The 13,801-nt window shown below is 72.1% G+C and carries 2 protein-coding genes; both read right to left on the bottom strand.

What is annotated here, in order from left to right; translation table 11 throughout:
* On the bottom strand, window positions 1-5,948 hold a 5,948-nt coding region (locus LDL48_RS42625), incomplete at its 3' end, for a type I polyketide synthase (protein WP_225260911.1).
* 37 nt (window positions 5,949-5,985) lie between these two features.
* Window positions 5,986-13,689 carry a type I polyketide synthase gene (locus tag LDL48_RS42620; RefSeq protein ID WP_372472343.1) on the bottom strand — a complete coding sequence of 2,568 codons (7,704 nt, stop codon included), beginning with the start codon at window positions 13,687-13,689 and terminating at the stop codon, window positions 5,986-5,988.
* Between the last annotated feature and the right edge of the window lie 112 nt (window positions 13,690-13,801).

Below are 13,801 nucleotides of genomic sequence, written 5' to 3'. Positions count from 1 at the left end.
AGGAACGCCGTCTTACCATCCACCACCGAAACCGGCTGCACCACACCCAAACCACGCCGCAACTCATCACGATCACCAGCCACCACCACCGCCCGCACCGGCAACGCCGCACGGCCGGTGGCCAGCGTGTGTGCCAGATCGGCGAGGGGCACCTCGGGTGCTGCCGCGATGGCGTCCGCGGCCGCCTGGACCGCGCTCTCGTCCGCACCGGACAGCAGCACCGGCACGGCGGGCAGCGGCGTGGTCGGCGCGGCGATCTCGGCGGCCGGCGGTTCCTGCAGGATGACGTGTGCGTTGGTGCCGCTCATCCCGAAGCTGGAGACGCCCGCCCGGCGTGGCCTGTCGCCCGCCTCCCAAGCCACCGCCTCGGTCAGCAGGCTGACCGCACCGGATGTCCAGTCCACCTTCGTCGACGGCTCACCCACATGCAGCGTCTTCGGCAGCACACCGTGGCGCATCGCCATGACCATCTTGATGATGCCGCCGACACCGGATGCGGCCTGCGCGTGGCCGATGTTCGACTTCAACGACCCCAGCCACAACGGGGTCTCCCGGTCCTGGCCATACGTCGCGAGCAGCGCCTGCGCCTCGATCGGATCACCCAGCGTCGTACCCGTGCCGTGCGCCTCGACCGCGTCCACCTCGGCCGGCGTCACACCGGCGTTCGCGAGGGCCTGCCGGATGACGCGCTGCTGCGCGGGACCGTTCGGGGCGGTCAGGCCGTTGGACGCGCCGTCCTGGTTCACCGCGGAACCGGCCACCACCGCCAGGATCTGGTGACCATTGCGCTGGGCGTCGGAGAGTCGCTCGACGAGCAGCATGCCCGCGCCCTCGGCCCAGCCGGTGCCGTCGGCGTCGTCCGAGAATGCCTTGCAGCGGCCGTCGGAGGACAGGCCGCGCTGGCGGGAGAACTCGACGAACGTGCCCGGCGTGGACATCACGATCACACCGCCGACGAGGGCGAGGTCGCACTCGCCCTGGCGGATCGACTGGGCCGCCAGGTGCAGGGCCACCAGCGAGGACGAGCAGGCGGTGTCGACGGTGACGGCCGGGCCTTCCAGGCCGAACGTGTACGACAGCCGGCCGGACGCCACGCTGGCCGCGTTTCCGGTGCCCATGTAGCCCTCGGCGTCACCGGCGTCGGCGAACATCAGCAGCGTCTGGTAGTCCTGTGAGTTCGTACCCACGAACACACCGGTCCGCGACCCTCGCAGCGACCGCGGATCGATGCCGGCCCGCTCGATCGACTCCCAGCCGGTCTCCAGCAGCAGCCGCTGCTGCGGATCCATCGCCACGGCCTCACGCGGGCTGATCCCGAAGAATCCGGCGTCGAAGTCGGCCACGCCGGCCAGGAAACCGCCCTCGCTGGTGTAGCTGGTACCGGGGTTGTCGGGGTCCGGGTCGAACAACGTGCTCAGGTCCCAGCCCCGGTCGTCCGGGAACGGACCCATCGCGTCACCGCCGGCCGTGACCAGGTCCCACAGGCCCTGTGGATCGGTGATTCCGCCGGGGTAGCGGCAGGCCATACCCACGATCACGATCGGTTCGGCGTCCGCGGTCGCCGCGGTCGGCAGCGGCGTCGCGGCGTCGACCACCACGCCGGTCAGCTCGGCGAGCAGCAGCTCGGCGAGCGCGGTCGGGGTGGGGTGGTCGAAGACAAGCGTGGCGGTCAGCCGCAGGCCGGTTGCCGCCTGCAGCCGGTCGCGGAGTTCGACCGCCGTCAGCGAGTCGAAGCCACCGTCGCGGAAGGCGCGGTCGGCGGTGACCCGGGTGACGTCGGTGTGACCCAGCACGGCCGCGGCCTCGCGCCGCACCAGATCGGTGAGGCGTTCCAGACGGGCGGACGAGGGCAACCGGGCGAGATCGTCGAGCAGCGGGTTGGAGGCGTTCGGGGTGCTCGCGTCCGGGGCGGGTTGTGTTTCGGGCAGAGCCTCCAGCAACGGTGCCGGGCGTCCGGTGGTGAACACGGCGGCGAAACGCGCCCAGTCGGCGTCCACGACGACCTCGGTGGTCTCGCCGGATCCGGCCGCGATCGCGAGGGCGTGCACCGCGTCGCGGGTCGCCAGCGGGGTGAGGCCGCGACGGGCGAGCTGCGCGCCGGTGCCGCCGCGGGCCGCCATGCCGATCTCGGCCCACGGGCCCCACGCGATCGACGTAGCGGTCAGCCCACGGCCGCGGCGGTCGGCCGCCAGGGCGTCGAGATAGGCGTTGGCCGCGGCGTAGGCGCCGCCGTTGGCGCTGCCCCAGATTCCGGCGATCGACGAGAAGAGCACAAAGGCGTCGAGGGTACGGTCGGCGAGCAGCTCGTCCAGGTGACGGGCGCCGTCGGCCTTGCCCGCGGCGGCGACGTCGAGGTCGGCGGCGGTGAGGGTGTCGATGCCACCGGCCAGGTCGACACCGGCGGCGTGTACCACGGCGGTCAGGCCGTCACCGGCGATCTCCAGTACCCGCGCCACGTCGGCACGGTCGCCCATGTCGGCGGCGACGACCTCGACCGGAATGTTCAACTCCGGCGCCGTGCCGCCCCGGCGGCCGGTCAGGACCAGGCGCTCCGCGCCGTTCTCCGCCAGCCAGCCGGCCACCGCCGTGCCGAGTTCGCCCAGCCCGCCGGTGATCAGGACGGTGCCGCGCGGTATCCACTCAGGATGGTCGCTGGCCGGAAGGTGGGTGAGCCGGCGGCGGAAGGCGCCGGTCGCGCGGATGGCGACCTGGTCCTCGCCGGTCGTCCCGGCCAGCACGCCGAGCAACCGGCCGGCGGCGCGGTCGTCGAGCACCGGTGGCAGGTCGATCAGTCCGCCCCAGCGCTCCGGGTATTCGAGGGCGGCCACCCTGCCGAGGCCCCAGACGGCGGCCTGTGCCGGGTCGACGCGGCCGTCCGACCGGCCGGTGGTGACGGCGCCGCGGGTCACCGCCCAGATGCGGCCCTCCAGTCCGGCGGGCGGGTTCTGCAACAGGTGCAGGAGCGTGGTGGTGTCGGGGGCGGACACCACCACGCCAGCTAGGGGTTCGTTATTCGCGGCTGGGGCGCCGTCGGCGGCGAGGCGGGCCGCGAGGTCGTCGTCACCGAGGACCAGCCAGCGGCCGGTCAGCGTCGCGGTGGGCGGGGTCAGCGGCTCCCAGTTGATCCGGTAGCGCCACGTGTCGACCCGGTCACGGTGCTGCCGGTCGCGGTGCCACGCCGCGAGGACGGGCAGCATCGCGGCGAGGTAGTCGTGCTGGGTGTCGGGCAGTCGCAGGGTACGGGCCAGCGCGGTCAGGTCCTCGCTCTCCACGGCCCGCCAGAACGCGGCGTCCGTTCCTCCGAGGACGGGCCGCATGGCGTCCGGGTCGATCCGCGGCCAGTAGTGGCCGTGCTGGAACGCGTACGTGGGCAGGTCGACGGTGCGGGCGCCGGTGTGGCGGTAGAACGCGGGCCAGTCGACGGCTCCGCCGGTGGTCCAGATCCGGCCGAGCCCGGCGAGCATGGTGGCGACGGCCGGCTTGCTGCGGCGCGCGGTGGCGACGACGACGGCGTCGGTGATGGTCTGTGCGGTGGCGGTGGCGAGGAACGCGTCCGGGCCGATCTCGACGAAGCGGGCGACCTCGCCGGCCGCGCGGACGTCGTCGGCGAAGCGGACGGTGTCCCGGACGTGCCGCACCCAGTAGTCCGGATCCGACACATCCTTGACCAGCGGAATCGTCGGCTCGTTGAAGACCAGCGACTCGACCACGGCACGGAACTCGTCGAGCATCGGATCCATCAACGACGAGTGGAACGCGTGCGACACCTCCAACCGGCGGCTCCTGGCGAAGGTCGCCGCGACCGCCTCCACCTTGTCGACCGGACCGGAGACGACCACCGACCGCGGACCGTTGACCGCCGCGAGGTCCACGTCGAAGCCGGCCAGCTCCTCCTCGGCGGCCTGAATCGCGACCATCGCCCCGCCGGCCGGCAGCGCCTGCATCAGACTGCCGCGGGCCGCCACCAGACGGCACGCGTCCGCCAGGCTCCACACCCCGGCGCAGTACGCCGCCGCCACCTCACCGATCGAATGACCGACCAGGATGTTCGGGCGGACCCCCCACGAGGTGAGGAGGCGGAACGTCGCGACCTCGTACGCGAACAGGGCCGCCTGGGTGAACGCGGTCTCGTGCAGACGCCGGTCGGCGCCGAACACGACCTCCTTCAGCGGCAGGTCGAAGGCGGCGCACACCTCGTCGAACGCGGCGGCGAACACCGGGAACGTGGCGTACAGATCCTTGCCCATGCCGGACCACTGCGCGCCCTGGCCGGTGAACAGGAAGGCGGTCCGGCCGTCGGTCGGGGTGCCTGCGGTGATGTCCGCCAGGCCGCCGCGCAGTTCGTCGACGTCCCCCGCGACGACGACGGCGCGGGCGCTGAGCGCGGCCCGGCCGGTGGCCAGTGAGTAGGCGATGTCGCGGACGCTCAGGTCGCCCACCGAACGGGCGATGGTGTCCGCCTGGGCGCGCAGCGCGGTCGCGTCGAAACCGGACAGCGGCACCGGCCATACCGGCGGCGTCACGGTGACGGGTTCCTCGGCGGCCGGCTCGGCGGCCGGGGCTTCCTCGATGACGATGTGGGCGTTCGTCCCGCTCATCCCGAACGAGGACACGCCGGCGCGGCGGGGCCGCCCGGCGGCCGGCCATGGCTGCGCCTCGGTGAGCAGCCGGACGTCGCCGGCGGTCCAGTCGACGTTGCCGGACGGGCTGTCGACGTGCAGGGTGCGCGGCAGCAAACCGTGCCGCATCGCCATGACCATCTTGATCACGCCGCCGACGCCGGACGCGGCCTGCGCGTGACCGATGTTCGACTTCAGCGAACCCAGCCACAGCGGCCGGTCCGCCGGCCGGTTCTGCCCGTACGTCGCGAGCAGCGCCTGAGCCTCGATCGGGTCGCCAAGCGTCGTGCCGGTGCCGTGCCCCTCGACGGCGTCCACCTCGGACGGCGAGAGCCGGCCGTTGGCCAGTGCCTGGCTGATGACCCGCTGCTGGGAGGGACCGTTGGGGGCGGTGAGTCCGTTGGAGGCGCCGTCCTGGTTGACCGCGGAACCGCGGACCACGGCGAGCACCGGGTGTCCCTTGCGCCGGGCGTCGGAGAGCCGCTCGACCAGCAGGACGCCGGCGCCCTCCGCCCAGCCGGTGCCGTCGGCCGCGTCGGCGTACGCCTTGCAGCGCCCGTCGGCGGCCAGCCCGCGCTGGCGGGCGAACTCGACGAACGTACCCGGTGTGGCCATCACGACCACACCACCGGCCAGCGCCATGTCGCACTCGCCCTGCCGGATCGACTGCACCGCCAGGTGCAGCGCGACCAGCGACGACGAGCACGCCGTGTCGACCGTGACCGCAGGGCCCTCGAGGCCGAGGGTGTACGACAGCCGGCCGGAGACCACGCTGGCCGAGTTGCCGGTGCCCAGGTGCCCCTCGTTCTCCTGGCTTCCGGCGACCAGCAGCAACAACGGATAGTCGTGGCTGTTGGTGCCGAGGAAGACGCCGGTGCGGGAGCCCCGGAGCGTGGTGACGTCGATGCCGGCCCGCTCGAACACCTCCCAGCCGGTCTCCAGCATCAGCCGCTGTTGCGGGTCCATCGACGCCGCCTCGCGCGGGCTGATCCCGAAGAACTCCGGGTCGAACGAGGCGGCGCCGTCCAGGAAACCGCCCTGCTGGGTGTAGGCGGTGCCCTCGGCGTCCGGATCCGGGTCGTACAGCGCGTCCAGGTCCCAACCCCGGTCGGTCGGGAAGTCCGAGACGGCGTCGACGCCGTCCCGGACGAGGTCCCACAGGTTCTCCGGCGACTGCACCCCGCCGGGGTACCGGCACGCCATTGCCACGATCGCGATCGGCTCGGTGTTGTCCGACTCGATCTGCTCCAGCCGCGTCTGGGCCGTGTGCAGTTCGGCGGTCATCCGCTTGAGGTAGTCGAGCAGCTTCTCTTCCTGAGAGGAAGGCAATCGAATCACCAAAGCCGTTCTCGGGGCGACGACACGTTCAAGACGTACCGAAGCGCCGGTCGATGAGGTCGAAGATGTCGTCGGAGGTGGCCGACTCGAGCTGCTCGGTGATCGACACCTCGGCATCCCCGGCGGCGGCCGGGGCGTCGGTGCATCGAGCGAGCATCCGCTGAAGCCGGTCGGTCAGCGCGGACCGCTGGGCGCTGTCGATGTCGGTGGTGCTGAAGCCCAGCTCGATGCGGTCGAGTTCGGCCAGCAGCGCCGCGGCGCCGTCCGGCTCCGGCCCGGCCAGCCGCTCCACCAGGTGAGCGGCGAGGACCGCCGGGGTCGGGTAGTCGAAGACCAGCGCGGCCGGCAGGGTCAGGCCGGTGGCGGCATTCAGCCGGTTACGCAGCTCCACCGCGGTCAGCGAATCGAAGCCGAGGTCCCGGAACGCCCGGCCGGACGGCACCGAGCTGCCCGCGTCGTGGCCGAGCACGGCCGCGGACGCGGCCGTGACCAGCTTCACCACATGTGGCTCGCGGTCGGCGGCAGGCAGGGCGGCCAGCTCGTCGGCGAGCCGGGACCCGTCCTCGGTGTCGGTGCTGGTGCCGGTCACCGCGGCCACGGCCTCGGGCACCTCGTCGAGGAGGCGCCAGGCCCGTGCGGAGTTGTAGATCGGCGCGAACCGTGACCAGTCGACGTCCGCCACGACCTCGAGGTCGTGGCCGGTGCCGACCACGGTGCCCACCGCGGCCGCGGCCGGACGCGGCGGCAACATCCGCAACCCACGTCGGCTGAGTTCCGCGGCGGTTTCCCCCACTGTGGACAGACCGACTTCGGCCCACGGTCCGAACGCGACCGCGGTGGCGGCGAGACCACGGGCACGCCGGTTCGCGACCAGACCGTCGAGATAGGCGCCGGCAGCCGCGTACGCGCCGCTGGAGCCGCTCCCCCAGACCGAGGCGATCGTGGACACCACCACGAACGCCTCCAGTTCGAGGTCGCCGAGCAGCTCGTCGAGGTGCCGAGCGCCGGCGACCTTACCGGCGGCGGCCGCCGCGAACTCGGCGTCATCGAGCTGATCGACGCGCATGGAATGGGACACACCAGCAGCATGCACGACCGCAGTTAGGGAATTTTCGGGAATCTGCGCGAGTACGTAGCCGAGCGCATCCCGGTCGTCCGCATCGCAGGCGATGACCTCGACCTTGGCTCCGACCGCCACCAGATCGGCGGTCAGGTCGGCCACGCCGGGTGCCGCCGGGCCGCGGCGACTGGTCAGAATCAACCGCTCCGCGCCCTCCGTCGCGAGCCAGCGGGCGACCTCGGCGCCGATCCCGCCGGTCCCGCCGGTGACCAGGACGGTGCCGTGCGGCTGCCAGGCCCGGCGGCCCGCGGCCGGCGGCGCCGGGGCGAGGCGGCGCCCGAACACCCGGCCCGGACGGATCGCCACCTCGTCCTCGTCGGCGGCGAGCACGGCGATCAGCCGGTCCGCCGCGGCGTCGTCGAGGGTGCCGGGCAGGTCGACGAGTCCGCCCCAGTGCCCCGGGTTCTCCAGGCCGATGACCCGGCTCAGGCCCCACACCTGTGCCTGCTCGGGTACGACCGCGGCGTCGGAGGTGCCGGTCGACACGGCGTACCGGGTGGCGCACCACAGCGGCGCGGCCACCCCGGCGTCGTCCAGTGCCTGCGCGGTCCGGACCGTCACGCCGAGTCGTCCGGCATCCGGGTCGCCGGCCGTGGCCGGGTCGAGGGCGAGCAGGGAGAGCACACCCGCGAGGGGCGCCGCAGCGGGTACCTCGGTGAAGCGCCGGGCCAGCGTGGCCCGGGACTCCGCCGCCTCGACCACAAACCGCTCGACGGCGCCTCCATGCCGGGCGAAGGCCGCCGCGATCGTCGCGGGCACGTCCTGACCGTCGGAGGTCAGCACCAGCCAGCGGCCGGCCGGGGCGGACGGGACCGCCGCGGCGACCGGGGTCCAGGTGACGCGGTAGCGCCAGGCATCCGCCGCGTCGCGGTCCTGGCGGTCGCGGCGCCAGGTGGCGAGCGCGGGCAGCACAGCCGCCAGAGACTCGTGCTCGCCGTCGCGCAGGCGCAAAGCCGAGGACAGGCCGTGCAGGTCGCCGTCCTCGATCGCCTGCCAGAACGCGTTGTCGGCGGTACCGCTCTGATGGGCGGACACGGCGGCGGTGTCCGGCCAGTAGCGCCGGCGCTGGAACGCGTACGTGGGCAGGTCGGTGCGGCGCGCGCCGGTGGCGGCGAACACCGCGGCCCAGTCGGGTGCGCCTCCGACGACGTACACCCGGGTGAGCGCGGAAACCAGCGTGCCGATCTCGTCGCGCCCGCGGCGGACCGTGGGCACGAAGTGCACCCCCTGCTCCGGCACACATTCCACTCCGGCGGCGCTGAGCACGCCGTCCGGCCCGACCTCGACGAAGGTACGGGCACCGGCGCGGTGCAGGCCGCTCATGTCGTCGGCGAAGCGGACGGTCTCCCGCACGTGCCGCACCCAGTAGTCCGGATCCGACACATCCTTGACCAGCGGAATCGTCGGCTCGTTGAAGACCAGCGACTCGACCACGGCACGGAACTCGTCGAGCATCGGATCCATCAACGACGAGTGGAACGCGTGCGACACCTCCAACCGGCGGCTCCTGGCGAACGCCGCCGCAACCGCCTCCACCTTGTCGACCGGACCGGAGACGACCACCGACCGCGGACCGTTGACCGCCGCGAGGTCCACGTCGAAACCGGCCAGCTCCTCCTCGGCGGCCTGAATCGCGACCATCGCCCCGCCCGCCGGCAGCGCCTGCATCAGACTGCCGCGAGCCGCCACCAGACGGCACGCGTCCGCCAGGCTCCACACCCCGGCGCAGTACGCCGCCGCCACCTCACCGATGGAGTGCCCGGCCATCATGTCCGGGCGGACCCCCCACGACTCCAGCAGGCGGAACAGGGCCACCTCGAAGGCGAACAGGGCGGCCTGGGTGTACTGCGTCTGGTGGAGGCGTTCGTCGTCGCCGAAGACGACCTCGTGCAGCGGCAGGTCCAGATGCGCGGCGATCTCGTCGAACGTGTCGGCGAACACCGGGAAGGTGTCGTAGAGGTCGCGGCCCATTCCGGGACGCTGTGCGCCCTGACCGGTGAAGAGGAACGCCGTGCCGCCCTCCGTCACGGTCACCGGGTCGACGGAGGCGAGACCGCCGAGCAGCGAATCGCGGTCGGTGATGACGAAGCCGGCCCGTTCCTCCAGCGCCGCACGGGTGGTGGCGAGCGAGTACGCCAGGTCGGTCAGGTCCGTGTCGGGCTGGGACCGGACCAGCGCGGTGAGCCGCGCCGCCTGGTCGCGTACCGCTTCCGGGCTCCGGCCGCTGAGCACGACGGGCAGGACCGGCAGCGGGGTTCCGGTGATCGGGGTTTCGTCGGGTGTGGGTGGTTCTTCGATGATGACGTGGGCGTTGGTGCCGCTCATCCCGAAGCTGGAGATACCGGCGCGGCGTGTCTTCTCCCCGGCTTGCCAGGCGATGCTCTCGGTGAGCAGGTTGACCGCACCGGCCGACCAGTCGACCTTCGTGGATGGTTCGCTGATGTGCAGGGTCTTGGGGAGCAGGCCGTGGCGCAGGGCCATGACCATTTTGATGATGCCGCCGACGCCGGACGCGGCTTGGGCGTGGCCGATGTTCGACTTCAACGACCCCAGCCACAGCGGGGTCTCCCGGTCCTGGCCGTAGGTGGCGAGGACCGCCTGCGCTTCGATCGGGTCACCCAGCGTCGTACCCGTGCCGTGCGCCTCGACCACGTCCACGTCCGCGGGGGTCAGGCGGGCGTTGGCCAGGGCCTGGCGGATCACGCGCTGCTGCGCGGGACCGTTCGGGGCGGTCAGGCCGTTGGAGGCGCCGTCCTGGTTGACTGCGGTGCCGGCTATGACGGCGAGGATCTGGTGACCGTTGCGGCGGGCGTCGGACAGCCGTTCCAGCAGCAGCATGCCGGCGCCTTCGGCCCAGCCGGTGCCGTCGGCGTCGTCGGAGAACGCTTTGCAGCGGCCGTCGGTGGCCAGGCCACGTTGGCGGGAGAACTCGATGAACGTGCCCGGGGTGGCCATCACCACCACACCACCGGCCAGGGCCATATCGCACTCGCCCTGCCGGATCGACTGCGCCGCCAGATGCAGCGCGACCAGCGACGACGAACACGCCGTGTCGACAGTCACGGCCGGGCCTTCGAGGCCGAAGGTGTAGGACAGCCGACCGGAGACGACGCTTGCGGAGTTACCGGTACCGAGCAGACCTTCGGTGTTCTGCGAGCCGGCCAGCATCAGCAGGGTCGGATAGTCCTGGGAGTTCGTGCCCACGAACACTCCGGTGCGGGATCCGCGCAGCGAGCGCGGGTCGATCCCGGCGCGTTCGATCGATTCCCACCCGGTCTCCAGTAGCAGCCGCTGCTGCGGGTCCATCGCCAGCGCCTCGCGGGGGCTGATCCCGAAGAACCCGGCGTCGAAATCCGCCACACCCTCGAGGAACCCGCCCTCGCTGGCGTAACTGGTCCCCGCGCTGTCCGGGTCGGCATCGAACAATCCACTCAGGTCCCAGCCCCGGTCGTCCGGGAACGCCGCGACCGCGTCGCCACCGGCGGCGACCAGATCCCACAACCCCTGCGGATCGGTCACCCCACCCGGATAACGACACGCCATACCGACAATGACGATCGGCTCGTCATCGGTGACCGTGACCGCGGGCAGCGGGCTGGCCGTGTCGAGTACTACACCGATCAACTGGTCCCGTAGGTGCCCGGCCAGTACCAGCGGGGACGGGTGATCGAACACCAACGTCGCGGGCAACGACAGACCGGTAGCGTCGCGCAACCGGTTCCGCAGCTCCACCGCGGTCAACGAGTCGAACCCGACCTCCCGGAACGCCCGCTCCGGCGCGATACCCGCCGCGTCGGCGTGACCCAGCACCACCGCCGCCTCCGCGCGGACCAGCCCGACCAGCCGCTCCAGCCGGGCCGCCTCCGGCAGTGCGGCCAACTCATCGAGCAGCGGGTGGTTCGCCGACACCGCGACCGCCTCCCGCCGCGGCGCCACCTCGGCGAGCAGCGGCGCGGGCCGACCGGCGGTGAATACGTCGACGAACCGTGGCCAGTCCACCTGCGCCACGATCTGCCCGGGATCGGCCGCCACCGCCGCGGCGATCGCGGTGACCGCCGTCGCCGGGGCCATCGCGGTCAGCCCGCGCAGAGCCAAATGCTCCTGGGAGTTCCCGGTGACGGCCATGCCGACCTCGGACCACGGGCCCCACGCGATCGCCGTGCCGGCCAGACCCCGACGACGCCGATCCGCAGCGATTGCATCGAGATAGGCGTTCGCGGCGGCGTACGCGGCACCGTTACCACTGCCCCACGCCCCCGCGATCGAGGAGAACACCACGAACGCGTCCAACTCCCGATCACCCAACAACTCATCGAGATACCGGGCACCGGCGACCTTGCCACCAGCCGCGTCCGCCAAATCCTGCTCAGTCAGAGCGGCGACCGGAACAACCATGTCGGTACCCGCGGAATGCACCACCGCACTCAGATCCGCACCGGCCACCTCCAGCGCCCGCGCCACTGCGACCCGATCGGTCATGTCAGCCGCAAGAATCTCCACGCTCACACCGACCGCGGCCAGCTCATCGACCAGCGCCTGCGCACCCGGCGCGGCAAGACCACGACGGCTGGTCAACACCAGACGCGCCGCACCCGCCCCGGCCAGCCAACGAGCCACCGTGGCACCGATACCACCCGTGCCACCAGTCACCAGCACCGTGCCCCGCGGCGCCCACGGCGCCACCGACGGACGCGGGGTGCGGGTGAGACGGCGCACCGAGATCCCGGCGGAACGGATCGCGACCTGGTCCTCGACACCGGAGGCGAGGACCGCGGCCAGGCGGGTGCCGGCGCGGTCGTCCAGGATGTCGGGCAGGTCGACCAGACCACCCCACACCAGCGGCATCTCCAACGCCGCCACCCGGCCCAAACCCCACAACCGGGCCTGATCCGCGTCCACCCCACCATCACCACGACCCGCCGCCACCGCACCCCGCGTCACACACCACACCCGACCAGCGAACTCAGCCGGCAATCCCTGCAGAAGCCGCACCGTGGCCGTCAACCCCGCCGGAACCACCGGATACGCGCGGCCGGGTGTGACGTCCAAACCGAGTAGCGACACCACACCGGCCACCGCGCCGAGGTCGGCGACCTCGCCCACCCCGGCGGTCGCTACTTCAGCTCCGGCCGCGGTCAACGCCCGGGTCACCGCGTCCGCGATCTGCGCATCGACATCCGCGCCGACCAGCAGCCACCGGCCCGGCAACACCGCAGCCGGCATCGTGACCGGCTGCCAGGTGACCTGGTAACGCCAGGAGTCGACCGCGTCACGTTCCCGCTGGGAGCGGCGCCACGACGACAACACCGGCAGGGCCGCCTGCAACGACAACTGATCCGCCGGAGTCAACCCCAGCTCACCCGCCACCGCCGGCAGATCCTCACGCTCCACCGCACGCCAGAACGCCGCATCCGCCACCGACTCCACCGGATCGACCGCCGAGAACTCCGGCCAGTAACGATCACGACGGAACCCGTACGTCGGCACATCCACCCGCCGCGCACCAGTACCGGCGAACACCGGGTTCCAGTCGACGTGACCGCCACTCGACCACATCTGCCCAAGACCGGTGAACAACGTGACCAGCGCCGGCCGCCCCGATCGCGACGTCGCAGCAAGAACAACGTCATCGCCCAGGACCTGAGCGGTCGCCGCCAACAGAACGGCGTCCGGCCCGACCTCCACGAATCTGGCCACACCGCTCAGAGCCGCAACATCGTCGGCGAAGCGGACGGTGTCGCGGACGTGGCGTACCCAGTACTCGGGGTCGGAGACGTCCTTGACCAGCGCGATGGAGGGTGTCTGGAACGCGAGTGTCTGCACGACCGCGCGGAACTCGTCGAGCATCGGGTCCATCAGCGAGGAGTGGAACGCGTGCGACACCTCGAGGCGGCGGGTCTTGGCGAACCTCGCCGCCACCGCCTCCACCTTCTCCACCGGGCCGGAGATCACCAGCGACCGGGGCCCGTTGACCGCCGCGATGTCGACGTCCGCACCGGCCAACTCGTCCTCGGACGCCTGGATCGCGACCATCGCACCACCGGCCGGCAGGGCCTGCATCAGACGGCCCCGCGCCGCCACCAACCGGCAGGCGTCCTCCAGACTCCACAGACCGGCGCAGTAGGCGGCGGCGACCTCACCGATCGAATGCCCGGCCAGCACATCGGCCTTGACACCCCACGACTCGAGGAGGCGGAACATCGACACCTCGTAGGCGAACAACGCCGCCTGGGTGAACTCCGTCTGATCCAACCGCTCATCAACGCCGAACACCACGTCGTGCAACGGCAGGTCCAGCTGCGCCGCGATCCCGTCGAACGTGTCGGCGAAGGCCGGGAAGTGGTCGTAGAGTTCCCGGCCCATACCGGACCATTGGGAGCCCTGACCGGTGAACAGCAGTGCGGTCCGGCCGGCCACCGCAGTACGCGCGGTGACCTCACCGAGCTGGTGGACCGCTTCGTCGGCGTCCGCAGCCACCACGACCGCCCGGACCGGCAACGCGGCCCGGCCGGTGGCCAGCGAGAACGCCACATCCGCCAGGCTCGCCTCGCCGATCGCGCCGGCGATCCGCTCGGCCTGGCTGCGCAACGCTTCACCATCGGTGGCCGACACCAGGATCGGCACCACCGGCAGCGGACGACGCTCAGCGACCGGCGACTCCACAGCCGCCGGGGCTTCTTCGATGATGGTGTGGGCGTTGGTGCCGCTGATCCCGAACGACGAC

Source organism: Jidongwangia harbinensis (assembly GCF_020216025.1).
Taxonomy (GTDB): domain Bacteria; phylum Actinomycetota; class Actinomycetes; order Mycobacteriales; family Micromonosporaceae; genus Actinoplanes; species Actinoplanes harbinensis.
Note: the sequence above shows the minus strand (reverse complement) of the source record. Positions and strands in the feature narration are given on the sequence as shown.